Genomic DNA, 26,510 nt, shown 5'->3' with positions numbered 1-26,510 from the left:
CATGGACACCATCGTCAACGAGACCTCGGCCCAGCGTCCGGCGAACACGCCCGCGACCGCGACCGTACGCACCCCCGCACTCTCCGAGAGCACCGACGCCCCCCAGAAGCCGACCTTCCGGTCCAAGCTGGGCTCCGCCTTCGCGATGTTCCGCAACGGGAAGTCGATCGCGGGCCTGGCGATCCTCGGCTTCTTCGTGCTCGTCGCCATCTTCGCCGACGTGCTCGCCCCGTACTCCCCCACGAAGGTCGACAACACGGCGCGCTTCCAGCCGCCGTCGGCGGCGCACTGGCTGGGGACGACCCACATCGGCGAGGACGTGCTGAGCCAGGTCATCCACGGCACCCGCGGGGTCATCGTGGTCGGCTTCCTGGCCGCGATCATCGCCACCTTCCTCGCCATCGTGGTGGGTGTGATGTCGGGCTATCTGCGAGGGTGGCGCAGTGAGGGCCTCTCGGCGCTCACGAACGTCTTCCTCGTGATCCCCGGCATCCCGCTCATCATCATCGTGGCCTCGATGTTCGAGGACCCGCCGCTCATCCTCGTGGCGGGAGTGCTGGGCCTGATCGGCTGGGCCTGGGGCGCACGCGTGCTCCGTGCACAGACGATGTCGCTGCGCAGCCGCGACTTCGTGCTGGCCGCGAAGGCCAACGGCGAGCCGCTGCACCGCATCATCACCGTCGAGATGCTCCCCAACCTCATGGCGCTCATCGCCGCGAGCTTCGTGGGCACGGTGACGGCCGCGATCATCGGCCTCACGACCCTGTCGTACATCGGCATCATCCCGGTCACGACGTACAACTGGGGCACCATCCTCAATTGGGCCAGCGCGCAGGGAGCGTTCCGCCAGGGGCAGTGGTGGTGGTTCGTGCCTCCGGGCCTGTGCATCGCCGCCATCGGCGTCGCGCTCTCGCTGATCAACTTCGGCATCGACGAATACGTCAACCCGCGCCTCCGGTCCGCCGGCGAGCGAGCCCGCGCCCTCAAGAAGAAGGGCATGAGCGTCAACGACACCGTCACGGCCGTCCGCACCGCGCCCGCGACGCCCCGACAGGAGAACCTGTGACCAACGACGCCCCCTACCTCGACTCCGAGCTTCCGGTCGAGGAGCGGATCGCCGACCTGCTGGGTCGCATGACCCTCGAGGAGAAGGTCGGGCAGATGCTGCAGCTCGACGCCCGCGAGGACCTCGACGACCAGATCGTGCGGATGCACGCCGGATCGATCCTGCACGCCTCCCCCGCACACGTCCTGCGCGCCAGAGACCTGACGCTCCGGACGCGCCTGCAGATCCCCCTCCTCGTCGGCGAGGACTGCATCCACGGTCACGCCTTCTGGGAGGGAGGCACCGTCTTCCCCACGCAGCTGGGCATGGCGGCGACGTGGGACCCGGCGCTCGTCGAACAGGTCGCCAAGGCGACGGCGGCCGAGGTGTCGGCCACCGGCATCCACTGGACCTTCTCCCCCGTGCTGTGCATCGCCCGCGACCTGCGCTGGGGCCGCGTCGACGAGACGTTCGGCGAGGACCCCTATCTGATCGGCGAGCTCGCGTCGGCGATGGTGCGCGGGTACCAGGGCGGCGGGCTTCACGACCCCGACGCGATCCTCGCGACGGCGAAGCACTTCGCCGGCTACTCCGAGACGCAGGGCGGCCGCGACGCGAGCGAGGCCGACATCTCCCGTCGGAAGCTCCGGTCGTGGTTCCTCCCGCCGTTCGAGCGGGTCGCACGTGAAGGGTGCCGCACCTTCATGCTGGGTTACCAGACCACCGACGGCGTGCCCATCACCGTCAACGACTGGCTGCTGAACGACGTCCTCCGCGGCGAGTGGGGCTACACCGGCACCCTCATCACCGACTGGGACAACGTCGGCCGCATGGTGTGGGAGCAGAAGGTGCAGCCCGACTACGCGCACGCCGCCGCCGCCGCGGTCAAGGCCGGCAACGACATGGTCATGACCACGCCGGGCTTCTTCCACGGCGCGCTGATGGCGATCGAGCGCGGGCTGATGATCGAGAGCGATCTCGACCGCGCCGTGTCGCGCATCCTGCGCCTGAAGTTCGAGTTCGGACTGTTCGAGAACCCGCGTCTCCCCGACACCGAGCGCATCGAGACGGTGATCGGCCGCGCCGAGCACGTCGCGCTCAACCTCGAGACCGCCCGCCGGTCGCTCGTGCTGCTGCAGAACGACGGCACGCTTCCCCTCGGCGTCGACGAGAAGCCCCGCCGCATCGCGGTGGTCGGACCCCTGGCCGATGACGCGCAGACGCAGCTCGGCGACTGGGCCGGGTCGTCGGGTCAGGTCGATTGGCTCCCCGACGGCCAGCCGCGCGAGCTCATCACGACGGTGCTCGACGGTCTGCGCGCGCACGCGCCGTCGAACTGGGAGGTGACGCACACGCGAGGTGCCGACATCCTGGCGCTCGAAGAGGACCCGGACGGCGCCTTCTTCCCCGACGGACAGCCCCGCCCTCAGATCGTCGTTCCCGTCAGCCCCGACGCCGCGCTCATCGCAGAGGCTGTCGCGGCCGCCGAAGCCGCGGACTATGTCGTCGCCGTCGTGGGCGACCGCGTCGAGCTCGTCGGCGAGGGACGTTCCACCGCGACCCTGGAGCTCCTCGGCGGTCAGCAGGCGCTCCTGGAGGCGCTCGCGGCGACCGGCAAGCCCCTCATCGTCGTCCTGCTCGCCTCCAAGCCCCTGGTACTCCCCCGATCGGTGACGGATGCCGCGGCCCTCGTCTGGACCGCCAACCCGGGCATGGAGGGCGGTCACGCGATCGCCGAACTGCTGCTCGGGCACATCGAGCCCTCCGGCCGGCTGCCGATCTCGTTCGCGCGCCACGTCGGCCAGCAGCCGACGTACTACAACCAGCTGCGCGGGCAGCACGGGTCGCGCTATGCCGACCTGACGCAGAGCCCGGCGCACGCCTTCGGCGAGGGCCTGTCGTACACGCGGGTCGAGTACTCGGACCTCCGGATCGACGAGCCTGTGCTGGGCGCCGCCGACACGGTGCGTGCGAGCGTGACCGTGAGCAACGTCGGGTCGCGGCCCGCGCGGGAGGTCGTGCAGGCCTACATCCGCGACAGTGTGACCTCGGTCAGCTGGGCCGACAAGGAGCTCAAGGGCTTCACCGTCGTCCACATCGAGCCGGACGCCCGGGCGACCGTCGAGCTCGAGATCGCGGTGGCGGACTGCACGATCGTGGATGCCGACAGCCGCCGTGTCGTCGAGGCCGGGGAGTTCGAGCTGCTGGTGGGCCCGTCGTCACGCGACGAAGCCCTCCTGAGCGCACTCTTCACCGTCGAGGCTGGAAGTGCCGAGCGCACGGTCGAGATGATGGCTGCCGCGGCGCTGACCCCCTGAACCGCGAGGTCGGCGGCGCGGCGAGTCACTCCTCCGCGTCGTCGTCCTCGTCGTCGGAGTCCTCGTCGGACTCGTCCTCGTCGGAGTCGTCCTCGTCGGAGTCGTCGTCGTCCGCGTCTTCGTCGTCCGAGTCGTCGTCCTCGTCCGAGTCGTCCTCGTCCGAGTCGTCCTCGTCCGAGTCGTCCTCGTCCTCGTCGTCCGAGTCCTCGTCGTCGGCGTCTTCGTCGAGCTCGTCGATGTCGACGCCGTCGACGTCTCCGGCGTGGAGGATCGGGGATCCGTCATCGTCGAAGTCCGCGGCATCCAGATCGTCGACGTCATCCAGATCGTCGTCGTCCTCGTCGGAGTCGTCATCGTCCACGGCGTGCGGCGCCTCCGCGAGCACGACCTGGGCAGCCTGGTATTCGGCCAGGCGCACGGCCCACGGTACCCAGTCGGGAGCGAGCAGCGCGCCGTCGCCGGGCAGGAGCTCGACCTCCAGCACCGTGGGATCCGCGCCGTCGACGCGTGCCAGGCTGACCGTCCAGAACCAGCCGGGGTAGCCCGCCATACGGTTCGCGAAGCGCAGCGAGACGACGCCGTCCGGCTCGAGACGGTAGTCGGCGGCACCGCCCACGGTGGTCGCCGGGGTGATCTCGTGGAGCGCCGCGAGCGCCAGATCGTGTGCCTCGAGAAGCGCGGGATCGGGCTCGACGACGGCCGCCGGCTCAGGTTCCTCGACGGACGCGGTCTCGGGCTCCACGACGGGCGCGGCCCCCGGCTCAGACTCGACAGCCGATTCGGGCTCGACGGCGGGCTCAGCCGTGACCGCGTCATCCGGGGACGGCACGGCGTCGGCGGGCGCGTCGGCCGGATCAGGCGTCAAGTTCATCCGCGACCTTGCGCAGCACCGCTGCGACCTTCTTCGCGTGGGCGCCGCTGGGGTAGCGACCGTGACGCAGATCGCCGCCGAGGTCGTCGAGAAGCTTCACCAGATCCTCGATGATGATCGCCATGTCGTCGGCGGGCTTGCGCGAGCGCTTGGCGAGGCTCACCGGAGCCTCGAGCACCCGCACCGAGAGCGCCTGGAGCCCGCGCTTGCCGTCGGCGACGCCGAACTCGAGACGCGTGCCGGCCTTGGGCGGGAGGGTGCCCGCGGGCAGGGCCGTGGCGTGCAGGAAGACGTCCTGGCCGTCATCAGTGGTGATGAAGCCGAACCCCTTCTCCTCGTCGTAGAACCTGACCTTGCCGGTGGGCATCGGAACCTCGCTGTCTCGTGCGCCGCTGGAAGGGCGGGCATGACGGAACAGGGATCGGCGGATCCCCACCCCCCAGCCTACGCCAACGGCGCCGTCGGTCACCGGCGAGTGGGCGTCTGCCGTAGGCTGAGGCTGATGAGCAAGAACACTCCCAGTGAGGACGTCCCCGTCCGGCGGGTCGACCGCATCCTGGCTTTCATGTCGCTGGGTCTTCTGGTGCTGTCGATCCTCAGCTTCTTCGCCATCATGATCGGCTCGTCCTCTGGCGCCGACATGGCGTCCGGCATCTGGCCCCTCGTGGGCGTGCTCGTCTACATCGCCCCGATCGTGGCGTTCGCCCTGCTCCTGGCCGTGCTCATCATGAGCTTCACCCGGAGGGCTCGGGCGAACCGAGGAGGCTGAGTGGTCTCCGACGAGCGGGCTCTGGCGACCTGGCTGGCCGCACTCGACGACGAGGGACTGGCCGCGACGCTCGCTGGCCGCGGCGTGCCCGCGTCGGTCGCCTGGCACGACTTCTTCGACGCCTCGGAAGGGCTGCTGGATGCCGCGTCCCTCGACCGGGCACTCGCGCGGCTGCCGCGCTCCGCCCTGTCGGCCCTCGCCGGCGACGCCCCCGTCACCGACGGCGCGCTGCAGCGTCTGGCGCTGATCGACGCCTCCGGCCACCCGTACGCCGCCGTCAAGGACCGCATCGACCAGCTCTCGGCGTCACGCCCGGCCGCGTTCGATATCGCCCCGAGCCCCCCGCCGCCCGTCGCCGCCGACGACCGCACTGCGGCCGCCGCAGCCGAGCGCGCCTTCACCACCGCCGGCTCTCTCGCCGACGCCCTCCTCGCGTGCCTCCACTCCCCCTTCGCGCGCACCGGTTCGGGCGTGGTCAGCGCCGCCGAGCGCAAGCGCCTCGGCGACACCGGGGCCGTCGGGGCGACGGAGGACATCGAGGACCTCCTCGCGGCCGCGGAGGCCGCCGGGCTCGCCGCCGCCGAGGACCGGCAGTGGGTCGTGACACCGGAGGGCGAACGCTGGCTCGAGTCGTCGACGGCGCGCCGCTGGACCGTTCTCGCCGAAGGATTCCGTGACGCACTGCCCGAGGGGCTCCGCACCGACAGCGGCGGCTTCGTCGATCCGGCCGCATGGGCCGACGCGTACCCGCTCGATCCGGAGTGGCCGCTGCGTGTGGCGCGGATGCAGCGCATCGGCGCCCGCTGGGGCCTGCTCACGGCGGACGGCTCTGAACTGCCGTGGACCGCGGTGCTGCGCGAGGGCCTTCCGGCCGACGCGACCACGCTCGGCGTGCATCTTCCGGCTGAGATCGATCGCGTCTACCTGCAGGCGGATCTGACCGCGATCGCGCCCGGGCCGCTCGCGCCGGCACTCGATCTGCGGCTGCGCGCCATCGCCGTCCGCGAGTCCCGGGCTCAGGCCTCGACCTATCGGTTCACCGCCGACTCGCTCGGGGCCGGCATGACGGAGGGCGAGACGGCGGGCTCGATCCGCGAGTTCCTCGCCCAGCTGTCACTCACGGGCATCCCCCAGCCGCTCGACTACCTCATCGAGAGCACCGCCGCCCGGCACGGGCTCGTACGGGTCCGTGCCGACGAGGTCACCGGGCGCGCCGTCGTCGAGAGCCCGGATGTGTCGCTCCGAGAGACCATCGCCATCGACCAGGCGCTCCGGCCTCTCGGCCTGATCCCCGACGGCGACGTGCTGCTCTCACGCGTCACGCGGGACACGGTCTACTGGTCGCTCGCCGACGCCCGCTACCCCGTCGTCGCCCTCGATGCCTCCGGTGCGCCGGAGTCCGTCCGTCGCCGCGCCGTCGCCATCGACTCGCCCGGCGCGTCGTCACCCACAGGCACGTACGCCCGCCTGCTCTCCGAGCTGCGCAACGGCCACGGCACCGAGGGCGAGGAGGGCTGGCTCGGCCGCGAGCTCGAGCAGGCCGTGCGCGGGCGCTCCGAGATCGTCGTGGTCGTGCGCATGCCCGACGGCGCCGAGCGCACGCTCACGCTCGAGGCGTCGGGACTCGGCGGCGGAAGACTGCGTGGGCGCGACCGCGCCGCTGACATCGAGCGCACGCTTCCCGTCTCGAGCATCGTGAGCGTCCGTCCGGCGTGACCCGCTCCCCCGGTGCGACACGCCGGTCGGTCCGCGACCCCGGTAGACTGGCCCGTTATGGCTGACGGCCCCCTCATCGTCCAGAGCGATCGCACCGTGCTGCTCGAAGTCGCCCATCCGGATGCGGAGAGCGCGCGACACGAGCTCGCGATCTTCGCCGAGCTTGAGCGCGCCCCCGAGCACATCCACACGTATCGCATCACCCGGCTCGGACTGTGGAACGCGCGCGCCGCGGGCCACGACTCGAGCGACATGCTCGCGACCCTCGACCGGTGGTCCCGCTTCCCCGTGCCGCCGTCGGTGTCGATCGACATCAAGGAGACCGTGGGCCGGTACGGCCGCCTGGTCATCGAGCGCACCGAGGACGGCGACCTCGTACTGCGGTCGACGGATGCCGCGGTCCTGGCGGAGGTCTCCAAGAACAAGCGCATCCAGCCCCTGCTGATCGGGCGTCCGTCCCCCGACACGTTCGTCATCGACGCGTGGGCGCGCGGCCACATCAAGCAGGAGCTCCTCAAGATCGGCTGGCCGGCCGAGGATCTCGCCGGCTACACGCCCGGGACGCCGCATCCGATCGATCTCGACGAGAGCGGCTGGAACCTGCGGCCCTACCAGCGTCAGGCCGTCGACATCTTCACCCAGGGCGGCTCGGGGGTCGTGGTGCTGCCCTGCGGCGCCGGCAAGACGCTCGTCGGCGCCGCCGCCATGGCCGACACGAAGACCACGACGCTCATCCTGGTGACGAACACGGTCAGCGCCCGCCAGTGGCGCGACGAGCTGCTCAAGCGCACCTCGCTGACGGCCGAGGAGATCGGCGAGTACTCCGGGCAGGTCAAGGAGATCAAGCCGGTCACGATCGCGACGTACCAGATCCTCACGGCCAAGCGGAAGGGCGCCTACGCGCACCTCGCTCTCCTGGACGCCCTGGACTGGGGCCTCATCGTGTACGACGAGGTGCACCTGCTGCCGGCGCCGGTGTTCAAGCTCACCGCCGACCTGCAGGCCCGTCGCCGTCTCGGCCTGACGGCGACCCTCGTCCGGGAGGACGGCCGCGAGGGCGACGTCTTCAGCCTCATCGGCCCCAAGCGGTTCGACGCTCCGTGGAAGGAGATCGAGGCCCAGGGCTTCATCTCCCCGGCCGTCTGCTACGAAGTGCGCGTCGACCTTCCCGCGGGGGACCGTCTCGAATACGCCGCGGCCGCGGACGACGAGCGCTACCGGCTCGCGGCGACGGCGCCCGCGAAGATCGGCGTGGTCCGCCGGCTGGTCGAGCGGCACGCCGGCGAGCGCATTCTCGTGATCGGCCAGTACCTCGACCAGATCGACGTGCTCGCCGAAGCCCTGAACGCGCCGAAGATCACCGGCGCGACGCCCATCGACGAGCGCGAGCAGCTCTACCAGGCGTTCCGCGTCGGCGAGATCTCGCTGCTCGTGGTGTCGAAGGTCGCGAACTTCTCGATCGACCTGCCCGAGGCATCCGTCGCCATCCAGGTCTCGGGGTCGTTCGGCTCGCGGCAGGAGGAGGCCCAGCGCCTCGGCCGCCTGCTGCGCCCGAAGGAGTCCGGCAACACGGCGAGCTTCTACACGCTCATCGCCCGCGACACCGTCGACCAGGATTTCGCGCAGAACCGCCAGCGCTTCCTCGCCGAGCAGGGCTATGCCTACACGATCCTCGACGCGGACGGCATCGCCGCCTGAGACTCCGGGAACGCCGAACGGCCCGGCGCTGCATCGCAGCGCCGGGCCGTTCGTCTGTCGCTACTGCTTGACGATGCGGTCGAGCGGCGTCGGCGCGTAGGGGCTGTTCGCGGCGAGGTACGCCGCGAACGCGTCGATGTCGAGACCCCCGTAGTAGACGTCGTCCGCTTCCAGGAACGTCGGGAAGCCGTCCCCGCCGCCGGCGAGGAAGTTGTTCGTCACGACACGGTAGACGGTCGTGTCGACCAACGGCACACCGTTCAGCGTCACCGTGCCGAGCGTGGTGCCCGAGTACGTGTACGCGAAGCCCTCGCTGACCTGCAGGATCTTCGGGGCGGCCGCGTTCGCGCCGCTCCACTGCTCGACCAGCAGCTGCTTGATCTCGGCGCCCGTGAGGTCGAGCGAGACCAGGTAGTTGTTGAACGGCTGGACGGTGAACGCCTCACTGAAGGTGACTTCACCCGGCGTCCCCTGGGCGTACTGGAGATCTGCACGGATGCCGCCGGGGTTCATCAGCGCGATCTGCGGGGCGGCGTACGGCCCGATGACACTCGGGTCCGCCAGCTGCGCATCGGCGATCAGGTTGCCCAGCGCCGATTCACCGCCCGCGTTCACCATGCGCGTGATGTCGGCGGTGATCTGACCGATCACCTTGTTGGCGATGGGAGCGACGAGCGTGTTGTACTTCAGGATGAGCGCCGTCTCGGCCGCATCCTTCGGCACGTCGCGCGACACGAGCATGTTCTCGCTCGTGACCGACGTGCGCACGATGTCCTGCGTGCGCCGGTCGTACGTCAGGTTCGTGTCGGTGTACAGACGACCGAACGACGACGCCGACGTCACCATGCGGTCGTTGCCCGCCGGGTCCGGGATGTTGCAGACGTACGGCTGGTGCGTGTGCCCCGAGACGATCAGGTCGATCGCCGGATCGAGCTGCTCTGCGATCGGGATGATCGGGCTGTTGGCGGCCAGCTCGGCTCCGTTGCCGCACGCGGCGTTGTATGCCGGGCCGCCGACGGGCGATCCGCCCTGGTGGAGGAGGACGACGACGGCATTCACGCCCTGCGCCTTGAGCACCGGAACGAGCGCGTTCGCCGTCTCGACCTCATCCTTGAACTCGAGGCCGGCGACGCCCGAAGCCGTCACGATGTCGGGGGTGTCCTCGAGCGTCATGCCGATGAAGCCGATCTTGGCTCCCTTGAACTTCTTGATCGCGTAGGCCGGGAGGATCGTCTCGCTCGTGCCCTCCTTGACGACGTTCGCGGCCAGGAAGTCGAAGTCGGCGCCGGTGAAGGTTCCCGCCGGGCACGAGTTCTGGTTGTCCGCGCCGTCACCGTCGTCGAGGCACCCGCCGTTCGCCATGCGCAGCAGCTCGACGTAGCCCTCGTCGAACTCGTGGTTGCCCACCGCCGAGACGTCGAGCTTCAGCAGGTTGAGCGCCTCGATGGTCGGCTCGTCATGGAAGGCTGCCGAGAGCAGCGGCGACGCGCCGATGAGGTCGCCGGCCGCGACGGTGAGCGAATACGGGTTGCCCTCGCGTGCCTGCTCGAGGTGAGTCGCAAGGTACTCGACACCGCCGAAGTTGCCCGTGGTTCCATCCGGGAGCGTGAGCCGTGCACTGGAGCCGGCGGGCGGCTCGAGGTTGCCGTGGAAGTCGTTGAACGACAGGAGCTGGATGTCGATCGTCGGGCCGTTGGGCGTCTTCTTGTCGCCTGGCGCGGCGGTGGCCGCCGACCCCGGGCCGGCTACGGCGAGCGCGACGACGGTCGCAGCGACCAGCGCTCCTCCCGCCAGCCGGGCGATCGATGTCTTACGTGTGTGCACAGGGCCCTCCCCCATCTCGCGGGCGACGCTGCCCGCTGCAACCGCGTCCTCGTGAGCGCGATCACGAGAAACCTAATACACGGCGCCCTGGTGCGACAGGGAGAGATTCACGACAGGGCGCGACTCAGGACAGGACGAATCCGGCGATCCGGCGCGCGACCTCGCCGGGATTGTCGTCGACGAGGAAGTGCCCCCCGCCGGGAACGAACTCGACCGTCGTGCGGGGAGCGTCCGCCGCACTGACGACGAGGGCGTCCTTCGGCAGCAGGGCGTCGTCCGCTCCGAAGAGCACCAGCGTCGGGGTGTGCAGCACTCGCCCGGCGTAGGCGCCTCTCAGGATGCGGACGAAGCCGGGGAGGATGAGCCCTCGATACAGCTTCGATCCGGCCTGGGCCCGGGCCGGATCGCGCAGCGCTGCGACGTACGCCGCCACGTCGTCCGCGTCCATGGGGCGGGTCTCGAAACCTCGGAGGAGCCAGTGGGCGAGCCGCTGCCGACCGCGCGAGAGCAGCATCGACCCCAGCAGCGGGGTGGCGATCGCCCACTGGAACCACAGGTGCGGCATCGCCTTGATCAATCCCAGAGCGAGCGCCCGGCTCATCCGCAGATGCGGTGCGGGAACCGCGATCGCGACGTAGCGACGGATCCGATCCGGATGGTCCAGGCACAGGTCGAAGCCCACGATGGCACTCCAGTCATGGGCGACGAGGTCGACGCGGTCCACGCCCAGCTCGTCGAGGAGCGCGATCACGTCCCGTGCCACCGTCGCACTGTCGTATCCCGAGGACGGCGCGTCGGTGCGCCCCGCCCCGCGAAGATCGGGCGCAATCAGGCGAGCGCGGTCGGCGAGCTCGGTCATCACCGGCGCCCACTCACGGGAGCTCTCCGGGAATCCGTGCAGCAGGAGCACCGGCGTGCCCGAGCCGGCCTCGGTCACGTGCATGCGCAGTCCGTTCGCGGTGACCGTTCGCGAGCGGATGCCGGTTGCCTCGGCCATGAGGGAATCGTACTACGTTCATAGTGCTCTGTCACTACGGATGTAGTGTCGGTGCTACGGTTGCCCGGTGACGTCCATTCGCGAGCGTGCGCTCGAGGCCGCTGTCGATCTCGTCGGCACCCAGGGCATCCGAGCTCTCACCCACGCCCGCATCGACGCCCAGGCAGGGCTCCCCCGGGGTTCGACATCGAATCACTTCCGCACCCGCGCGGCCCTGCTCACCGGCGTCGCGACGTGGATCGCCGAGCAGGAGCGAGGTGCTCTCGGCGCCAAGGCCGCGCAATCCTTCGACGACGTCGACGGGTTCATCGACCTGTTCACCGAGATGGTCGAACTCCTCACCGGCCCGTACGCGGTGCGCACGCGCGCCCGGTATGCGCTGTTCCTGGAGGCGGCGTCGGATCCGGAGCTGTTCGCTCCCCTGCAGGCCCAGCGCGAGGCCATGGTCGCGTGGTCGGCGAACCTCCTGAGCACGCTCGGAGCGCGGCATCCGGATGCCGCCACCCACGCGTTCATGGCGTTCGGCGACGGGCTCGTCCTGCACCGCCTGAGTGTCGACCCGGATGCCGCGATCCGGCCCACGGTCGCGATCGCCGTGCACGGCTGCCTGTCGGCCTGACGACCCCGGCTCGCACCCCGTCTCCCGGCGTTCCGGCGGATATCCAGACACCGCACCGGATCCCTGGCCATAATGAGGGCATGACCGCACCTCGCATCCTCGTCGTGGACGACGAGCCGAACATCCGAGATCTGCTCATCACGAGCCTCCGGTTCGCCGGGTTCCAGGTGAGGGCCGTGTCCAACGGCGCCCAGACGATCTCGGCCGTCCTCGAAGAGGAACCGGACCTCATCATCCTCGACGTGATGCTGCCCGACATGAACGGGTTCAGCGTGACCAAGCGCCTGCGCGGCGCCGGGTACACCGCTCCGATCCTCTTCCTGACGGCCAAGGACGAGACCGAGGACAAGATCACCGGCCTCAACGCCGGCGGCGACGACTACGTCACCAAGCCGTTCAGCCTCGACGAGATCGTCGCCCGCATCCAGGCCATCCTGCGTCGCACGATGCAGGCCGACGAGGAGTCGATGATCCGCGCCGGCGAGCTCACCATGGACCAGGACACCCATGACGTGCAGGTGGGCGAGGCGAGCATCGACCTCAGTCCGACCGAGTTCAAGCTGCTGCGGTACCTCATGCTCAACCCCAACCGCGTGCTGTCGAAGGCCCAGATCCTCGACCACGTGTGGGAGTACGACTTCAACGGCGACGCCGGCATCGTGGAGAGCTACATCTCCTACCTCCGGCGGAAGATCGACCCGCACTCCTCGGAGCCCCTCATCCAGACCAAGCGCGGCTTCGGCTACATGCTGAAGGCGGGCAAGCCCGCGTAGAGCACGCGGCACGAGTCGAGGAGCCGCCCTGGCGCACAAGACGGACGTGATCACCCGGCGGTGGCGCGGCACGAGCCTGCGCGCGAAAGTCACCGGGGTGACGGTCGCCGTGCTCGCGCTCGGGCTCCTGGCGACCGGTGCGGGCGCCACAGTGTTCCTGCGCACCGCCCTCATCGCGAACCTGGACAGCACCGTCCAGCAGGTCGCGGCGACCGAGATCGGCGACGAACTGTTCGACATCCAGATCCAGGACGGCGTGGTCACGGCGACGGAGAAGCCCGATCTGGCGCGCACGGATTACCACGTCGCCCTCTACCAGTCCGGCAAGCCCGGAGAGTTCATCGCCTCCACGGGCGGCAGCGAGCCGTTCCCGGACTTCCCGGCCGAGTACTCCCTCGAGCAGGCCGTCACGGCCGGTCCCGAGGCGTTCGACCTGAGGGATGCCGAGACGGGCGCCCGGTTCCGCGCGAGCGTCGCTCCGCTCGAGGGCCCGGGCGGCGCTCTCCTCCCCCAGCTGGTCGCCCTCCCGGTCGCCCCTGTCAATCAGGTCGTCGGCACGTTCCTCGGCATCTACACCGTGCTCGCCGTCATCACGATCTTCGTCGGCGCACTCGCCACCCGCTGGCTCGTCACACTCACCTTCCGCAGCCTCGGCCAGGTCGAGGCCACCGCCGATGCGATCGCCGGGGGCGAGTTCAGCCTGCGCATGACCGACATCGAGCCGACGACCACCGAGGTCGGCCGGCTGAAGACCGCGATCAATGCCATGCTCGACCGGGTCGACGCCGCCCTGTCGCAGCGGGACGCGACCGTGCGCCAGATGCGGCGCTTCATCGGCGACGCGAGTCACGAGCTGCGCACGCCGCTCGTGACGGTGCGCGGCTACGCCGAGCTCTACCGGATGGGCGCCATCCGCGGCGACGAGGACGTCACGCAGTCGATGGAGCGCATCGAGAAGGAGGCGATCCGCATGGGCGTGCTGGTCGAGGACCTCCTCGCCCTGGCGCGACTCGACGAGCGGCGGGACGTCGTGATCGGTCCTGTCGACCTGCGGCCGATCGCGAGGGATGCCGCCCTCGACCTGCGCGCGTCGGCGCCGATGCGCCCCGTCACGGTGATCGACACCACGGTGGCGGCGCAGCGAGACGTCCCACCCGTCGAGCGGCCCGAGACCACGACAGAGGCTCCTAAGCCGCCGCCGACCGCGCTGACCCGCGCCGGGGCCACGCTGTCACTCCTCCGGCGGCGACCGAAGCCGGTGCCCGCCTCGAGCGCCACGGGGGCGCGCGAGCTGCCGTCGATGACCCCGCTGCCCGACGACCCCGCCGCGGTCGCAGGCACCGTCGTCCCGGTCGTCCTCGGCGATGAGAACCGGATCCGCCAGGTCGTGACGAACCTGATCGGCAACGCCCGTCGCTTCACCGCGAACGACTCCCCCATCGACCTGCGCGTCGGGGTCGAACCGTCCGCGCGCATGGGATGGGTCGAAGTCGTCGATCACGGCGAAGGGGTGCCCGACCAGATCAAGGACAAGATCTTCCAGCGCTTCTGGCGTGCCGACACCTCGCGCACGCGGGAGACCGGCGGCTCGGGGCTCGGACTGTCGATCGTGGCGTCCATCGTCGAGGCGCTGCACGGATCGGTCGGGGTGACCGACACGCCTGGCGGCGGCGCCACCTTCCGGGTGTCGTTCCCGCTCGCCGAGGGACGAGGTGCCGCGGAGCAGCTCCACATCGAGACGCAGCCGATCGAGCGGCTCGTGCTCGACGTGCCGTCCCCCGAAACGGACTGAGCCCCTCCTCCCCAGTGCGACCGGCGCCCGGCGCCTCCACGGGCGGACCGCAGGCGGACAGCCCGTGCCGTGCCCGCTCCTAGCGTGGCGGGAACGCGCGGCGCGACATCCGGTCGATCCGCAGAGTGAAGGAGCAATCCATGGCCGTCTTCTCCGTCGACAGCGACGCCGTCCTCGCGACCACCGCCTCGGTGCGCGGCACGATCGAGCGACTGCAGGCCGAGTCCAACGCGATGATGGGCCAGCTCACCCAGCTGCAGGCCACCTGGACCGGTTCCGCGTCGATCGCCTTCCACACGGTCACCGACCAGTGGCGAGCGACCCAGCGCCAGGTGGAGGAGTCCCTGGCCGGCATCAGCGTCGCCCTGGCTGCCGCCGGGCGGCAGTACGCCGATGCCGAGCTCGCGACCACGAGCCTGTTCCGCTGACCGCGGGAACGACGAAGGGCCCCTCCCGGAGAAGGGGCCCTTCGCTGCTACGCGTGACGCGGGCAGAGCTTCTGGATCAGAAGTCCATGCCGCCCGTGGGGTCGCCGGCCGGAGCCGCAACCCGCTCGGGCTTGTCGGCGACGACGGCCTCGGTGGTGAGGAAGAGCCCGGCGATCGACGCTGCGTTCTGCAGCGCGGAGCGGGTGACCTTCACCGGGTCGTTGATGCCGGCGGCCAGCATGTCGACGTACTCGCCCGTGGCGGCGTTGAGGCCCTGGCCCGCGGGAAGCTCCGCGACCTTGTTGGCGACGACGCCCGGCTCGAGGCCGGCGTTGAGGGCGATCTGCTTGAGCGGAGCCTCGATGGCGACACGCACGATGTTCGCGCCGGTCGCCTCGTCGCCCGTGAGCTCGAGCGTCTCGAAGGCCTTCTTGCCGGCCTGGATGAGCGCGACGCCACCACCGGGGACGATGCCCTCCTCGACGGCCGCCTTCGCGTTGCGCACGGCGTCCTCGATGCGGTGCTTGCGCTCCTTGAGCTCGACCTCGGTCGCCGCGCCCGCCTTGATGACGGCCACGCCGCCCGCGAGCTTGGCGAGGCGCTCCTGGAGCTTCTCGCGGTCGTAGTCGCTGTCGGTGTTCTCGATCTCACGACGGATCTGGGTCACGCGACCCTCGAGCTGCGCGGGGTCACCGGCACCCTCGATGATCGTGGTCTCGTCCTTCGTGATGATGACCTTGCGCGCACGGCCGAGCAGGTCGAGGGTGGCGTTCTCGAGCTTGAGACCGACCTCCTCGGTGATGACCTGGCCGCCGGTGAGGATCGCGATGTCCTGCAGCTGCGCCTTGCGACGGTCGCCGAAGCCGGGAGCCTTGACGGCAACCGACTTGAAGATGCCGCGGATCTTGTTGAGCACCAGGGTCGCCAGCGCTTCGCCCTCGACGTCCTCGGCGATGATCAGGAGTTCCTTGCCGTCCTGGATCACCTTGTCGACGATCGGCAGAAGGTCCTTGATGTTCGAGATCTTCTGGTTCGCGATGAGGATGTACGGGTCCTCGAAGACCGCCTCCTGGCGCTCCGGGTCCGTGACGAAGTAGGGGTTGATGTAACCCTTGTCGAAGCGCATGCCCTCGGTGAGCTCGAGCTCGGTGCCGAAGGTCTGCGACTCCTCGACGGTGACGACGCCCTCCTTGCCGACCTTGTCGATCGCCTCGGCGATCAGCGCGCCGATCTCGGGGTCGCCCGCGGAGATGGATGCCGTCGCGGCGATCTCCTCCTTGGTCTCGACCTCCTTGGCGTCGGCCAGCAGCTGGGTCGTGATGGCCGCGACGGCCTTCTCGATGCCCTTCTTGAGCGAGATGGGGTCGGCGCCGGCCGCGACGTTGCGCAGGCCCTCGCGCACGAGCGCCTGAGCGAGCACGACCGAGGTGGTCGTGCCGTCTCCGGCGACGTCGTCGGTCTTCTTGGCGACCTCCTTGACGAGCTCCGCGCCGATCTTCTCGTACGGGTCGTCGAGTTCGATCTCCTTGGCGATGGAGACGCCGTCGTTCGTGATCGTGGGGGCGCCCCACTTCTTCTCGAGAACGACGTTGCGACCGCGGGGGCCCAGGGTCACCTTGACGGCGTCGGCGAGGATGTTGAGGCCGCGCTCGAGACCGCGACGGGCCTCCTCATCGAAAGCGATGATCTTTGCCATTTTGTGTTTCGTCCTCCCAGGACGGGGCTTATGGATTAGCACTCGACAAACCGGAGTGCTAATCCATTCTGGCACTCCCCCCTACCGAGTGCAAGCCGCCGCCGAGGGATCGCAACACGCAGAAACGGGATGCCGCAGCATCCCGTTCCCGATCGTGCGCCGGTATCGCGCGGTCAGACGACGCGCACGGCCTCCGCCTGGGGGCCCTTCTGCCCGGTTCCGACGGTGAACTCGACGGTCTGGCCCTCCTCGAGGACGCGGAAGCCCGACATGTCGATGTTGGAGTAGTGGACGAAGACGTCCTGTCCCTCCGCCGTGATGAAGCCGAAGCCCTTCTCGGCGTTGAACCATTTGACGGTGCCCTGAGTCATGCGCATCTCCTGTTGCTGGTACGACAGGCCTCATCGTATGCATGGCGCGACACCGCCCGGAGCCCACTCGGGGACTTGTTGACACGGCGGCATACAAGTGTTTACCGGCGCGAAACACTCGCGCCCGCGGAGGGTCAGGGCGTAGGTGTGGCGGGTGCCCCGGCCGCCGTCCGGTCGAGGCCGATCACGACGGTGAGCTGCTTGGTCGCGGGGTCGGCCGGCTGGTAGACGTCGCTGCGCTCGATGTTCGCACCGCCGATCAACTGGGCCAGTCCCGCGGCGGCCGCCTCGTCCTCGGGGGCGAGGTAGTACACGGTCGTCTCCGGGAAGTCGTCAGCGCTCGCCTCACCGGCCGTGACGTCGGTGTCGGCCCATCCGGCGCCGACCACGACCTCCTTCATCTGCGTCGCGAGCCCCTGTTCCGGCGTCGCGTTGAGGATCACGACCTCGAAGGTGGGGTCGGTCACCGGCGTCACCTCGGCCGCCGCGGTCGGCGTCGGCGTGGGCGTCGGGAACAGCTCGATGCGCCCAGAAGTCAGGAGCGTGCCGAAGATCCCCACCGCGACGAGCACGATGGTCGCGAGCGCCGCCCACAGCAGCACGACCCAGCCGCGCATCCGGGGGTTCTCCGCCCGGTGGGCGCCGACCCGGTCCGCCTCCGAGAGGTCGTCGAACCGATCCCGGGGGAAGGACGTTTTCGGCACTTGACGATGCTACCGGGCCCGGCGCTGTGAGCCTGCGCGGAGCATCAGCGGGCCTCACCGGCGGCGCGACCCACCCTGGCCTCTGCCCGTGCGTCGCGGAGCCGGCGCAGCCGCTTGACGAGCATCGGGTCGTGAGCCTGGGCCTCCGGCGTGTCGATCAGCCGTCCGAGCAGCTGGTAGTAGCGGGCGGGCGACATCCCCAGCTCCGCGCGGATCGCCTCCTCCTTCGCACCGGCGTGACGGCGCCATTCGCCCTCGAAGGAGAGCAGAGCACGGTCGCGGTCGGAGAGGGGCACGGCCCCACGCTAGCCGGGCGGGGGCGAAGGACCGGCGCGCCACTCCACGGAAGCACCGAGCGGATCGACGGCGGCGAGCGGAACGCCGTCGCGACCGAGGACGAAGCCGCCCCAGGTGGCCTCGTCGACCGGGGGGCGCCAGGCGCGGTGCAGTCCGGGCGGGTCGATCGAGATCCAGACGGCGTCCAGCTCGCGCAGCGCACCGAGCAGCCGCTCCCGTCCCTCCCGAGGGATGTGCGGCAGCACGCCCGGGGTGGTGACGACGAGGGTGGCGTCGCGGGGCGCGCGGGCGGCCGCGGAGTGCACCACCGCGGGGTCGGAGGCGTCGCCGGCGATCAGGAGCGGCGGATCGGCGGCGACGATGTCGAGCGCCGCGTCGATGCGCGCGGCGCGCCCCGCTTCGCCCGGCCACACCAGCGCGGTCAGGAATCGGCGGTCGTTCGGATCGGCGGCGTCGAGGGGGGCGAGGTCGATCCCTGCGCGCCACACGATCTCCGGCATCCGCAGCGGCGGGTCGCCGACGAGGTCGCACTCCAGGACGACGCGGGACTCGCCGTCCGCCGGGTCGAGGTCGCGACCCCCGCCGAAGCGGTACGAATAGCGGTCGGGGTACAGGCAGAGCCCGGCGCTCGCTCCGAGCTCGAGGAGCGCGATCGGTCCGGCGACCGTGCTCAGCGCGGGCAGCAGGGCCGCGCACCGCTGCGGCTCGTTGGTCTGGAGGCTGCGACGGGATGCCTCGGCCACGACCTCGTCGGCGTGCGCGAGGAGCCAGGCCGACCACACCGCGAAGGGCGCCTCGGGGGCGCCGAGCAGGCGAGTCACCGCGAACACCAGCGGCGGCTGCCGACGGGTTTCGGGGATCCGGGCCAGGATGCCGGCGACCGCGACCGATCCGGCCACCCCCGACGCCCAGTCCGCGTACAGCGCGGAGCGTCCGGGCGCCTCGTCGCGGGCGAACCGGTCGTACCGTTCGGCGACGGCGGCGGCGGCATCCGTGATCACCGCCCCATTCTCGCGGTCAACGTCCAGCCCGTGCGGACCGCCGAGCGGCCGACTGGGGTTGAATGGAGGGGACCCACAGGAGAGCACGGAGGAGTCATGACCTACGCCGTTGACAAGAGCGACGAGCAGTGGCGGGCGGAGCTCAGCCCGGAGCAGTACGCCGTGCTGCGCCAGGCGGGCACCGAGCGCGCCTGGACGGGCGAGCTGCTCGACGAGAGCCGAGCCGGACTGTACACGTGTGCCGCGTGCGGCGCGGAGCTGTTCAAGAGCGGGACGAAGTTCGACTCGCACTGCGGCTGGCCGAGCTTCTACGAGTCGATCGAGCCGGAGGCGGTCGAGCTCATCGAGGACACCAGCCACGGGATGTCGCGCACCGAGGTGCGCTGCGCCAACTGCGGATCGCACCTCGGACACGTCTTCCCCGACGGCTTCGGCACACCGACCGGCGACCGGTACTGCATGAACTCGCTGTCGCTGGACTTCACGCCCGAAGCCACCGCATGACGGTCCCCACCGCTCCCCCGCACGCCGCCGGCGACGCGTCGCACGGAGCCTCCGCGCACGCGGGCACGGCCCTGGAGGCGGTGCGCAGCCGCCGGTCGTGGTCGAAGGTCACCGACGAGGCGCCGACGCACGCCGAACTGCTGACCCTGGTCTCCGCGGCCGGACGCGTCGCCGATCACTCCTCCCTGCGGCCGTGGCGGCTGATCGAGCTGCGCGGCACCGACCGCGAGCGACTCGGCCGCGCGATCGGCAAGGCCGAAGGCGACAAGGGCTCGTCGTCCAAGCCCCTGCGCGCACCGCTGCTCATCGCCGTCGTCGCCAGCTACCGCAAGAGCGACAAGGTGCCGCGCTGGGAGCAGGAGGCCGTCGCCTCCGGCGTCGCACACGTGCTGAGCCTGCTGCTGGACGAGGCCGGCTGGGGCGTCATCTGGCGCACCGGCCACTACACGCGCTCGAAGCCCGTCGCCAAGGCGCACGGACTCGAGAAGAACGAAGAGCTCCTCGGCTGGCTGTACGTCGGCGGCAAGCCGCCCCGCTCACGTCTCGGACGACGCAAGGGCGTCGAAGCGCGCAAGCACCTCTCGCGGATGCCGCGGCCCACGAAGGACTGACCCTCCGGCTGGGCGACCCGCTCAGCGGGCGCGGCGCCGCCACGGCACGGCGGCGACCACCACGGACAGCAGGGCGACGGTGACCATCGCGAGCTCCTGCACCACGCCGGGGCTCGCCGGTGCCGGCCACAGCGCGTCGAGCACGACCGACATGAGGAGCTGGCCCACGACGGCTCCGAGGCCGAGCAGGAGCACCCCGGTGTACTGCACGATCGCGGCCGACATGACGATGTAGACCACGCCGAGCGCCCCGCCCACGTAGAGCCACGGCTCGGTCGGGAAGGGCTCGGGGCCGCCGACCACCGCGATGTGCACCAGTGCCGCGAGGACGAGCAGCAGGGTGCCGCCGGTGAAGTTGACGAGCGTCGCCGTGAGCGGCGTTCCCACCCGCTGGCGCAGCCGGCCGTTGGTGGCCTGCTGCCAGGCGATCGCGATTCCGCACAGGAACGGCAGCGCGAGCATCCACACCGGCACGCCGGCGAGCCCGTCCCCGACGAGCGCGAGCCCCACGGCCACGAGCGCCAACGCGCCACCCAGCAGCCGCGGCACGGTCACCGCGACGACCCCGGCCGGCCCGAACCCGATGCGATCGAGCACGAGCCCGTTCACGGTCTGGCCGGCGACGATCCCGACGGTGAACAGCGAGACGCCGATGATGCCGACGGCGAGGCCCTGGGTCGCGACGGTCAGGGCGCCCGCGGCGCCGCCCGCCAGCATCCACCAGGGGATGCCCCGCGTGCGCACGCCCGAGACGAGCTTCGCGAAGCCCGCACGGCCGGAGGGAAGCACGGCCGACAGCACGACGACGATCACCAGGCCCGAACCGAAGGACACGACTGCGGCGACGAAGCCGTCGTCGAGGCGGATGCCGAGCTGCCCGTTCACGCGCGCCTGCACGGCCGTCATCATCCCGATGCCGGCCGCGGCGCCGAGGGTGACCCAGACGGGCAGGCGGGCGCGCGACGAGGGCGTGGCAGTCATCGAGCCGACGACGGGACTTGAACCCGTAACCCCCTAATTACAAGTTAGGTGCGCTACCAATTGCGCCACGTCGGCAGAGCGACCAGTCTATCCGCGCCTCGCGCCCCGCCGAACGGGTTACGGCGTCGGGGTGGGGCTGGGCGACTCTTCGTAGTACGCGTCGCTCGCGACCGTGAGCACGAACTGTGCGAACTCCTTGGGGTCGTTCAGGGCGCCGACGTAGGGCGTGCCGTTCACGAGGACCATCGGGGTTCCGGTCAGCGCCACGTCGTCGGTGTCGGGGAGCCCGTCGAGCGCGCGCTCGGTGGCCGTCTTCGCCCAGGACGCGAAGGCCTGGTCCTCGATGCACGACCGCACCGGCTTGGGCGAGTCGATGCCGCTCGCCTGCGCGAGGTCGGCCAGCTCGGCGTCGGTGTAGCCGTCGGAGTCGACGTCGGGCTGCTGCGTGAGCAGCGCGTTGTTGAAGGCGAAGAAGAACTCCGGCGAGTGCGTCGCGACGCACGCCGCCGCACCGGCGGCCCGCAGCGAGTACTTCGTGCCGTTCGACTTCGAGGTCAGCATCGCGACGGGATAGTACGTGAGCGTGGCGGCCTCCTCGGTGACCCACTTCGACAGCTGCTGCACGTTGGCGAGCTGGAAGTCACGGGAGCCGGTGGAGAGGTAGTCGACGTATACGCGGATGTCGACGTCGGGCTGCGCGGTCGGCGTGGCCTTCGGCGTCTTCTCTGCGTCAGACTCCGGTTCCGGCGTCGGCGTCGGCGTCGCCTCGATCGCTCCGGTGTCGGCGGGATCCTCGGAGGCGATTCCCACCCCGGAGACGCCGGTCACGACGAATCCGTCGTGCGTCGCGTTCGCGGGGCTCAGCAGCGGCTTGGACGCCGCCGACGAGACCGCCCAGGTCACCACGATCGCTGCGACGGCGATGACGGCGATCACGGTCGCCGTGATCGTCGCGCCCCGGATGGCCCGGGCTCGGGACTGGCGGGCCTGCACCTGCTGGGCCTTCTCGCGCACAGCGTCACGCCGCTCGCTCGCGGCAGCGGCGTTCTGTGACTCGTCGCTCGACATGGAACCTCTCGGGACGGAATGGGGCAGTGGCTCTCCGGGGGGAAGCGGCCGTGGACGATGCTAGCCAGACAGCCTGGGAAATGCCCAGACGGAGGCTCCACGCGCGCCGTGTCATACTAAAGGAGCGCCCGAAGAAGGGCGTGCGGGCAAGCCCCCGCTCATCCCATCACTACGGATCGTCCGGCACGTACCTGCCGGTGAGGAGAAGAGAACATGGCGTCAGTCACGTTTGACAACGCAACCCGCTTGTACCCCGGGGGCACGCGCCCCGCTGTGGACAAGCTCAACCTCGAAGTCGCCGATGGCGAGTTCCTGGTTCTCGTCGGCCCCTCGGGCTGCGGAAAGTCCACCTCGCTGCGAATGCTGGCCGGCCTCGAAGAGGTCAACTCGGGCCGCATCCTCATCGGCGATCGCGACGTCACCGACGTCCCGCCGAAGGACCGCGACATCGCGATGGTGTTCCAGAACTACGCGCTGTACCCCCACATGACTGTCGCCGAGAACATGGGCTTCGCCCTGAAGATCGCCGGCGTCGGCAAGGAGGAGCGTGCCGCACGCGTCCTCGAGGCCGCCAAGCTCCTCGACCTCGAGGAGTACCTGACCCGCAAGCCGAAGGCCCTCTCGGGTGGTCAGCGTCAGCGCGTCGCCATGGGCCGCGCGATCGTCCGCCAGCCGCAGGTGTTCCTCATGGACGAGCCGCTGTCGAACCTCGATGCCAAGCTGCGCGTGCAGACCCGCACCCAGATCGCCTCGCTGCAGCGCCGCCTGGGCGTCACCACCGTCTACGTCACGCACGACCAGACCGAGGCCCTCACCATGGGCGACCGCATCGCGGTCCTCAAGGACGGCATCCTGCAGCAGGTCGGCACGCCCCGCGACCTGTACGAGCGTCCGAACAACGTGTTCGTCGCCGGCTTCATCGGCTCCCCGGCCATGAACCTGTTCCCGGCGGACCTCGCCGAGGGCGGCGTCCAGTTCGGCTCCGAGGTCGTGCCGCTCGATCGCGACACGGTCGGCCGTGCGAACGGCAGCCAGGTCACGGTGGGTGTGCGGCCCGAGGACATCGTCGTCGGTCCGGCCGACGGCAAGGGCCTGTCGGTCGTCGTCGACCTCGTCGAGGAGCTCGGCGCCGACGGCTACCTGTACGGACACACCGACATCGCCGGCAAGCGCACCGACATCGTCGCGCGCGTCGACGGCCGCAGCCACCCGATCGCGGGCGACACCGTGACGCTGGCGGCCACCGCCGGGCACGTGCACGCGTTCGACGTCGAGACGGGCGAGCGCCTCAACGACGCTCCGGTCATCTCGGGTTAGTCAATCGCCGTTGCGGCGCGGGCGGGTCTTCGACCCTCCCGCGCCGCAGTCGTATCCAGGGAGACAGATGCCAGAGGCACTCAGCATCACCGCGAGCAGCGTCGACCCTGGGCTGCTGACGCTCCCCTGGTCGACCACGCTCGCCGATTGGCCGTCGAGCACGATCGTCTACCTGCCCAAGGGCCTCTCGCGCCACCTGGTCCGCTTCGCCAACCTCTCCGGCCGGGTCGTCGCCATCAAGGAGACGACCGAGGAGATGGCCCGCCGCGAGTACGACATGCTGGGCAATCTCGACCGCCTCGACGTGCCGTGCGTGCAGCGTGTGGCGGTGATCGCCGGGCGGACGGATGCCGAGGGCCACCCGCTTCCCGCCGCGCTCGTCACCGCGCATCTGAAGTTCTCACTCCCCTACCGGGCGCTCTTCACCCAGGTGCTGCGCCCCAACACGGCCACACGACTCGTCGATGCTCTGGCCGCCCTCCTCGTGCGGCTGCACAACGTCGGCTTCTTCTGGGGCGACGTCTCACTGTCCAACACGCTGTTCCGCCGCGACGCCGGCGCCTTCGCCGCCTACCTGGTCGACGCCGAGACGGGCGAGCTCCACGAGACCGGGCTGACGCGCGGCCAGCGGCTGCACGACCTCGACGTCGCACGCACGAACATCGCCGGCGAGATCATGGACCTCGAGGCAGGCGGCAGACTCGAGGGCGGCGTCGACGCCATCGCGATCGCCGACGGGATCGTCTCCTCGTACCACGCACTGTGGGCGGCGCTCACCGACAAGGAGTCGTTCCGCGCCGACGAGGCCTGGCGCCTCACCGAGCGCGTCCAGAGACTGAACGAGCTCGGCTTCGACATCGGCGAGATGTCGATCCAGACCACGGCCGACGGCACGCGGGTGTCGATCCAGCCCAAGGTCGTCGACGCCGGACACCACCAGCGGCGGCTGATCCGCCTCACCGGACTGGACGTCGAGGAGAACCAGGCCCGGCGACTCCTCAACGACCTCGACGAGTTCCGCGCCCGGGTGTCGCGGCTGGGCGACGACGAGGAGATGGTCGCGCACGAATGGCTCACCCGGGTCTTCGAGCCCGTGGTCAAGGCGATCCCGTGGGACCTCCGCGCCAAGCTCGAGCCCGCCGAGGTGTTCCACCAGGTGCTCGAGCACCGCTGGTACATGTCGCAGGCCCGCGGCCGCTCCGTGCCGCTGGCCGAGGTGCTCACGAGCTACATCGACGAGGTCCTGCGCCACCGGCGCGACGAGGCGACGCTCATGGGGCCGCCGACCGAGACGGTGTCGCTCGCGGTGATCACCTCGAGCATCCCGGTGATCGACGACGAGGACGACATCGACTGGCGCGACCTCGTCTAGAGGCCGCGCCGGACGGTGTCAGTAGCCGACGGTGAACCGCTCGCGCGAGTGCTGCGGGTTCTCGATCTCGTCGACGACGGCGACCGCGAGGTCCGGACCCGAGATGTAGGACTCGCCCTGATCGTCGGTCACGAGCACGTCGCCGCCCACGCGGTACGAGCCGGTGCGCTCGCCGGGGTTCCAGACGCCGAAGCCGCCGGCCGGGTGCACGTAGAACCAGTCGCGCGACGCCGGACCGTTCTGCAGATCCTCGAGGATGCCGATCGCCTCGAACGCCTCAGGCTTGTACTCCTCGGTGAACGACGGCTGGTCGACCAGACGCTCGCCGCCGGGGGCGACGAGGCTGCCGCCCGCACCGCCGATGACGCCGATCCGCACGTTCGCGGGCAGCTCGACCGCGAGCTCCGCGACGTTGTTGCGCACGTTGCCGACCATGTCGCCACGGGCGGGGACCGTCGAGACGACGACGTCCACCCCCTCGAGCTCGGCGACGAGACCGGGAACGTCGAGCAGGGTGCCCTCGATGTAGGTGGCGCCTTCGATCCGCTCCGCCGGAACCGAACGCGCGACCGACACGACAGTGTGGCCGCGACTCACCGCCTCCGCGACGATGTTGCTGCCGGCATAGCCGGTTCCTCCGATGACGGCGATGCGTGCCATGGTCTCCCTTTCGACGGTTACCCCTGACCCAAGGACGGCCCCGGCGCATTCATTCCCACGAATACGCCGGGTGACGGCATCCGGTCAGCTGTCCTTCTGAACGCGAAGCGTCGCGACCTGGTACAGCGCGACGGATGCCGCGATCCCCGCGTTGAGCGACTCCGTCGAGGCCGAGATCGGGATCGAGACGACCTGGTCGCAGGTCTCGGTGACCAGGCGCGAAAGCCCCTTGCCCTCGGAGCCCACCACGATCACGACAGGACGGTCTGCGAGCTCGAGCGCCGGCAGCGAGACGTCGCCGCCGCCGTCGAGACCGAGCACGAACACGCCCTGCTTCTTGAACTCCTTGAGCATCGACGTGAGGTTGGCCGCGATCGCGACCGGCACGCGCGCCGCGGCTCCGGCGCTCGTCTTCCAGGCGGCGGAGTTGACGCTGGCCGAGCGGCGCTGCGGCAGGATCACGCCGTGGCCGCCGAAGGCCGCCGTCGAGCGGATGATCGCACCGAGGTTGCGGGGATCGGTGATGCCGTCGAGGGCGACGAAGAGGGGCGTCCGGCCTTCGTCGATGACCTTCTCGAGGAGGTCCTGCGGGTGGGCGTACTCGTACGGGGGCACCTTGAGCGCGACGCCCTGGTGCACGCCGTCGAAGCCGGCCATGCGGTCGAGCTCGGGTCGCGTGACCTCCATGACCGGGATGCCTCGGTTCGTCGCGATGGACAGCATCTCCTTGACGCGATCATCCATCTCGACGCGCTGCGCGATGTAGAACGCGGTCGCGGGGATCTTGGCGCGCAGCGCCTCGAGCACGGAGTTGCGTCCGGTGACCGTCTCGGTGTCGTCTTCCTTCTTGGCGCGGGGCGAACGGTTCATGTTCGACGTGCCACCGGGCTTGCCCTTGCCGCCCGACGCCGCGTACCGCTCAGCGGCCGCCTTGCGCTTGCCGGCGGGGTGCCATGCGCGGTCCTCGGCCTTCGGGGTCGGGCCGCGGCCCTCGAGCGAGCGCTTGTTCTTGCCGCCGGTGCCCTTGGTGGGCTTCTTGCCGCCCTTTGCGGCGCCCGGTCGTCCTGGCTTTGCCATG

The 26,510-nt window shown here is 70.3% G+C and carries 26 protein-coding genes and 1 tRNA gene; 13 read left to right on the top strand and 14 right to left on the bottom strand.

What is annotated here, in order from left to right; translation table 11 throughout:
* The first annotated feature begins 1 nt into the window (after window position 1).
* The gene (locus SOM19_RS15330) at window positions 2–1,066 is read left to right on the top strand and encodes an ABC transporter permease (RefSeq protein ID WP_320487450.1); all 1,065 of its coding nucleotides are present in this window, start codon (window positions 2–4) and stop codon (window positions 1,064–1,066) included.
* The gene (locus SOM19_RS15325) at window positions 1,063–3,363 is read left to right on the top strand and encodes an exo-beta-d-1,3/1,6-glucosidase (protein WP_320487449.1); all 2,301 of its coding nucleotides are present in this window, start codon (window positions 1,063–1,065) and stop codon (window positions 3,361–3,363) included. Before SOM19_RS15330 ends, SOM19_RS15325 begins: the two co-directional genes overlap by 4 nt.
* Window positions 3,364–3,388: 25 nt before the next feature.
* Here the strand turns inward: SOM19_RS15325 and SOM19_RS15320 are convergent, their stop codons facing one another.
* Window positions 3,389–4,234: a DUF3027 domain-containing protein gene (locus SOM19_RS15320; RefSeq protein WP_320487448.1), complete on the bottom strand. Its 846-nt coding sequence runs from the start codon at window positions 4,232–4,234 to the stop codon at window positions 3,389–3,391.
* Window positions 4,218–4,601, bottom strand: coding sequence for a cold-shock protein (locus SOM19_RS15315; protein WP_320487447.1), 384 nt, complete (start codon window positions 4,599–4,601; stop codon window positions 4,218–4,220). Before SOM19_RS15315 ends, SOM19_RS15320 begins: the two co-directional genes overlap by 17 nt.
* A gap of 135 nt (window positions 4,602–4,736) precedes the next feature.
* Between SOM19_RS15315 and SOM19_RS15310 the strand changes: the two genes are divergently transcribed.
* Genes SOM19_RS15310 through SOM19_RS15300 form a run of 3 tightly spaced genes read left to right on the top strand, consistent with a single transcriptional unit; the run spans window position 4,737 to window position 8,417 of the window.
* Window positions 4,737–5,003 (top strand): multidrug ABC transporter ATPase, encoded by a 267-nt coding sequence (locus SOM19_RS15310; RefSeq protein ID WP_320487446.1) that lies wholly within the window; start codon window positions 4,737–4,739, stop codon window positions 5,001–5,003.
* Window positions 5,004–6,719, top strand: coding sequence for a helicase-associated domain-containing protein (locus tag SOM19_RS15305; RefSeq protein WP_320487445.1), 1,716 nt, complete (start codon window positions 5,004–5,006; stop codon window positions 6,717–6,719).
* A 57-nt stretch (window positions 6,720–6,776) separates the two neighbouring features.
* Window positions 6,777–8,417 (top strand): DNA repair helicase XPB, encoded by a 1,641-nt coding sequence (locus SOM19_RS15300; protein WP_320487444.1) that lies wholly within the window; start codon window positions 6,777–6,779, stop codon window positions 8,415–8,417.
* A 60-nt stretch (window positions 8,418–8,477) separates the two neighbouring features.
* On the opposite strand, the gene SOM19_RS15295 is transcribed toward SOM19_RS15300, so the two are convergent.
* A complete protein-coding gene (locus SOM19_RS15295; protein WP_320487443.1) occupies window positions 8,478–10,241 on the bottom strand; it encodes a bifunctional metallophosphatase/5'-nucleotidase in 1,764 nt (587 codons plus the stop codon).
* A 124-nt stretch (window positions 10,242–10,365) separates the two neighbouring features.
* On the bottom strand, window positions 10,366–11,238 hold the full coding sequence (locus SOM19_RS15290) for an alpha/beta fold hydrolase (RefSeq protein ID WP_320487442.1): 873 nt from the start codon (window positions 11,236–11,238) through the stop codon (window positions 10,366–10,368).
* A gap of 67 nt (window positions 11,239–11,305) precedes the next feature.
* Here SOM19_RS15290 and SOM19_RS15285 point away from each other — a divergent pair, with 67 nt between their 5' ends.
* The 4 genes from SOM19_RS15285 to SOM19_RS15270 all read left to right on the top strand — a co-directional run bounded on the left by SOM19_RS15285 (window position 11,306) and on the right by SOM19_RS15270 (window position 14,850).
* On the top strand, window positions 11,306–11,857 hold the full coding sequence (locus SOM19_RS15285; RefSeq protein WP_320487441.1) for a TetR/AcrR family transcriptional regulator: 552 nt from the start codon (window positions 11,306–11,308) through the stop codon (window positions 11,855–11,857).
* 80 nt (window positions 11,858–11,937) lie between these two features.
* Entirely contained in the window at window positions 11,938–12,630 is a 693-nt protein-coding gene (locus tag SOM19_RS15280; protein ID WP_320487440.1) for a response regulator transcription factor, read from the top strand.
* A 46-nt stretch (window positions 12,631–12,676) separates the two neighbouring features.
* Window positions 12,677–14,422, top strand: a complete 1,746-nt coding sequence (locus SOM19_RS15275; protein WP_320487439.1) for a sensor histidine kinase — start codon at window positions 12,677–12,679, stop codon at window positions 14,420–14,422.
* Between the two features lie 140 nt (window positions 14,423–14,562).
* Window positions 14,563–14,850, top strand: a complete 288-nt coding sequence (locus SOM19_RS15270; protein ID WP_320487438.1) for a WXG100 family type VII secretion target — start codon at window positions 14,563–14,565, stop codon at window positions 14,848–14,850.
* Window positions 14,851–14,926: 76 nt separating this feature from the next.
* Here SOM19_RS15270 and groL read toward each other — a convergent pair whose 3' ends face one another.
* The 5 genes from groL to SOM19_RS15245 form a co-directional block, all read right to left on the bottom strand.
* A complete protein-coding gene (groL, locus tag SOM19_RS15265) occupies window positions 14,927–16,546 on the bottom strand; it encodes a chaperonin GroEL (RefSeq protein ID WP_320487437.1) in 1,620 nt (539 codons plus the stop codon).
* A gap of 173 nt (window positions 16,547–16,719) precedes the next feature.
* Window positions 16,720–16,917, bottom strand: a complete 198-nt coding sequence (locus tag SOM19_RS15260) for a cold-shock protein (protein ID WP_056118354.1) — start codon at window positions 16,915–16,917, stop codon at window positions 16,720–16,722.
* A gap of 134 nt (window positions 16,918–17,051) precedes the next feature.
* Window positions 17,052–17,621, bottom strand: coding sequence for a LytR C-terminal domain-containing protein (locus SOM19_RS15255; protein WP_320487436.1), 570 nt, complete (start codon window positions 17,619–17,621; stop codon window positions 17,052–17,054).
* A gap of 44 nt (window positions 17,622–17,665) precedes the next feature.
* Window positions 17,666–17,917, bottom strand: a complete 252-nt coding sequence (locus SOM19_RS15250; RefSeq protein ID WP_320487435.1) for a DUF3263 domain-containing protein — start codon at window positions 17,915–17,917, stop codon at window positions 17,666–17,668.
* Window positions 17,918–17,926: 9 nt separating this feature from the next.
* On the bottom strand, window positions 17,927–18,919 hold the full coding sequence (locus SOM19_RS15245) for a DUF2332 domain-containing protein (protein WP_320487434.1): 993 nt from the start codon (window positions 18,917–18,919) through the stop codon (window positions 17,927–17,929).
* A 96-nt stretch (window positions 18,920–19,015) separates the two neighbouring features.
* Between SOM19_RS15245 and msrB the strand changes: the two genes are divergently transcribed.
* Entirely contained in the window at window positions 19,016–19,423 is a 408-nt protein-coding gene (gene msrB / locus SOM19_RS15240; protein ID WP_320487433.1) for a peptide-methionine (R)-S-oxide reductase MsrB, read from the top strand.
* Between the two features lie 80 nt (window positions 19,424–19,503).
* On the top strand, window positions 19,504–20,034 hold the full coding sequence (locus tag SOM19_RS15235) for a nitroreductase family protein (RefSeq protein WP_320487753.1): 531 nt from the start codon (window positions 19,504–19,506) through the stop codon (window positions 20,032–20,034).
* 21 nt (window positions 20,035–20,055) lie between these two features.
* Here the strand turns inward: SOM19_RS15235 and SOM19_RS15230 are convergent, their stop codons facing one another.
* From SOM19_RS15230 to SOM19_RS15220, 3 genes are all read right to left on the bottom strand, one after another.
* Window positions 20,056–21,015, bottom strand: coding sequence for a DMT family transporter (locus SOM19_RS15230; RefSeq protein ID WP_320487432.1), 960 nt, complete (start codon window positions 21,013–21,015; stop codon window positions 20,056–20,058).
* Between the two features lie 2 nt (window positions 21,016–21,017).
* Window positions 21,018–21,090 (bottom strand) — tRNA-Thr (locus SOM19_RS15225).
* A gap of 42 nt (window positions 21,091–21,132) precedes the next feature.
* A complete protein-coding gene (locus SOM19_RS15220) occupies window positions 21,133–22,083 on the bottom strand; it encodes a DsbA family protein (RefSeq protein ID WP_320487431.1) in 951 nt (316 codons plus the stop codon).
* A gap of 213 nt (window positions 22,084–22,296) precedes the next feature.
* On the opposite strand from SOM19_RS15220, the gene SOM19_RS15215 reads away from it, so the two are divergent.
* Window positions 22,297–23,400 (top strand): ABC transporter ATP-binding protein, encoded by a 1,104-nt coding sequence (locus SOM19_RS15215; protein ID WP_320487430.1) that lies wholly within the window; start codon window positions 22,297–22,299, stop codon window positions 23,398–23,400.
* 67 nt (window positions 23,401–23,467) lie between these two features.
* Complete coding sequence (locus SOM19_RS15210) at window positions 23,468–24,772, top strand: DUF4032 domain-containing protein (protein ID WP_320487429.1); 1,305 nt, start codon at window positions 23,468–23,470, stop codon at window positions 24,770–24,772.
* A gap of 18 nt (window positions 24,773–24,790) precedes the next feature.
* Here SOM19_RS15210 and SOM19_RS15205 read toward each other — a convergent pair whose 3' ends face one another.
* A complete protein-coding gene (locus SOM19_RS15205; protein ID WP_320487428.1) occupies window positions 24,791–25,432 on the bottom strand; it encodes an NAD(P)-dependent oxidoreductase in 642 nt (213 codons plus the stop codon).
* Between the two features lie 84 nt (window positions 25,433–25,516).
* On the bottom strand, window positions 25,517–26,509 hold the full coding sequence (gene rlmB, locus SOM19_RS15200) for a 23S rRNA (guanosine(2251)-2'-O)-methyltransferase RlmB (RefSeq protein WP_320487427.1): 993 nt from the start codon (window positions 26,507–26,509) through the stop codon (window positions 25,517–25,519).
* Between the last annotated feature and the right edge of the window lies 1 nt (window position 26,510).

The sequence above is a fragment of the Microbacterium sp. CFBP9034 genome, from assembly GCF_034045255.1.
GTDB lineage: Bacteria > Actinomycetota > Actinomycetes > Actinomycetales > Microbacteriaceae > Microbacterium.
Note: the sequence above shows the minus strand (reverse complement) of the source record. Positions and strands in the feature narration are given on the sequence as shown.

What these genes read in the sequence shown, in the direction of transcription:
- SOM19_RS15210 (WP_320487429.1), top strand. Translation starts at nt 23,468, where the DNA reads ATGCCAGAGGCACTCAGCATCACCGCGAGCAGCGTCGACCCTGGGCTG.
- SOM19_RS15220 (WP_320487431.1), bottom strand. Translation starts at nt 22,083, where the DNA reads ATGTCGAGCGACGAGTCACAGAACGCCGCTGCCGCGAGCGAGCGGCGT.
- SOM19_RS15330 (WP_320487450.1), top strand. Translation starts at nt 2, where the DNA reads ATGGACACCATCGTCAACGAGACCTCGGCCCAGCGTCCGGCGAACACG.
- rlmB (WP_320487427.1), bottom strand. Translation starts at nt 26,509, where the DNA reads ATGGCAAAGCCAGGACGACCGGGCGCCGCAAAGGGCGGCAAGAAGCCC.
- msrB (WP_320487433.1), top strand. Translation starts at nt 19,016, where the DNA reads ATGACCTACGCCGTTGACAAGAGCGACGAGCAGTGGCGGGCGGAGCTC.
- SOM19_RS15205 (WP_320487428.1), bottom strand. Translation starts at nt 25,432, where the DNA reads ATGGCACGCATCGCCGTCATCGGAGGAACCGGCTATGCCGGCAGCAAC.
- SOM19_RS15270 (WP_320487438.1), top strand. Translation starts at nt 14,563, where the DNA reads ATGGCCGTCTTCTCCGTCGACAGCGACGCCGTCCTCGCGACCACCGCC.
- SOM19_RS15280 (WP_320487440.1), top strand. Translation starts at nt 11,938, where the DNA reads ATGACCGCACCTCGCATCCTCGTCGTGGACGACGAGCCGAACATCCGA.
- SOM19_RS15290 (WP_320487442.1), bottom strand. Translation starts at nt 11,238, where the DNA reads ATGGCCGAGGCAACCGGCATCCGCTCGCGAACGGTCACCGCGAACGGA.
- SOM19_RS15300 (WP_320487444.1), top strand. Translation starts at nt 6,777, where the DNA reads ATGGCTGACGGCCCCCTCATCGTCCAGAGCGATCGCACCGTGCTGCTC.
- groL (WP_320487437.1), bottom strand. Translation starts at nt 16,546, where the DNA reads ATGGCAAAGATCATCGCTTTCGATGAGGAGGCCCGTCGCGGTCTCGAG.
- SOM19_RS15230 (WP_320487432.1), bottom strand. Translation starts at nt 21,015, where the DNA reads ATGACTGCCACGCCCTCGTCGCGCGCCCGCCTGCCCGTCTGGGTCACC.
- SOM19_RS15260 (WP_056118354.1), bottom strand. Translation starts at nt 16,917, where the DNA reads ATGACTCAGGGCACCGTCAAATGGTTCAACGCCGAGAAGGGCTTCGGC.
- SOM19_RS15320 (WP_320487448.1), bottom strand. Translation starts at nt 4,234, where the DNA reads ATGAACTTGACGCCTGATCCGGCCGACGCGCCCGCCGACGCCGTGCCG.
- SOM19_RS15310 (WP_320487446.1), top strand. Translation starts at nt 4,737, where the DNA reads ATGAGCAAGAACACTCCCAGTGAGGACGTCCCCGTCCGGCGGGTCGAC.
- SOM19_RS15315 (WP_320487447.1), bottom strand. Translation starts at nt 4,601, where the DNA reads ATGCCCACCGGCAAGGTCAGGTTCTACGACGAGGAGAAGGGGTTCGGC.
- SOM19_RS15215 (WP_320487430.1), top strand. Translation starts at nt 22,297, where the DNA reads ATGGCGTCAGTCACGTTTGACAACGCAACCCGCTTGTACCCCGGGGGC.